This window comes from Halioglobus sp. HI00S01 (genome assembly GCF_001635445.1).
GTDB lineage: Bacteria > Pseudomonadota > Gammaproteobacteria > Pseudomonadales > Halieaceae > Halioglobus > Halioglobus japonicus.
Window position 1 is genome coordinate 1 of record NZ_LWEE01000093.1, and the last position, 324, is coordinate 324.

At 53.7% G+C, this 324-nt stretch carries 1 protein-coding gene; it reads left to right on the plus strand.

The features are described 5' to 3' along the window. Positions 1 to 324, plus strand: a 324-nt coding sequence (locus A3709_RS12610) for a sulfatase-like hydrolase/transferase (RefSeq protein ID WP_156507751.1), incomplete at both ends; no start/stop codon positions are given.

Sequence of the window (324 nt, forward strand, 5' to 3'; positions counted from 1 at the left end):
CGGCTTGTTGATGCCGTGGAGGATATCGGTGAGCTGGATAACACTCTGATTATCTATATCGCCGGTGATAATGGCACCAGCGCAGAGGGCGGTTTTATCGGAATGTACAACGAGATGACCTACTTTAATCAGGTTGTCGAGAAGGTCGAAGATCTGTTGCCGCGACTTGACGATTGGGGGGGGGAATACACCTTTCCGCATATGTCGGCGGGTTGGGCGGTGGCTTTCGACGCGCCGTTCAAGTGGACTAAGCAGGTTGCATCTGATTTCGGTGGTACCCGCAACGGCATGGTCATTCATTGGCCTGACAGAATCGAGGGCGGT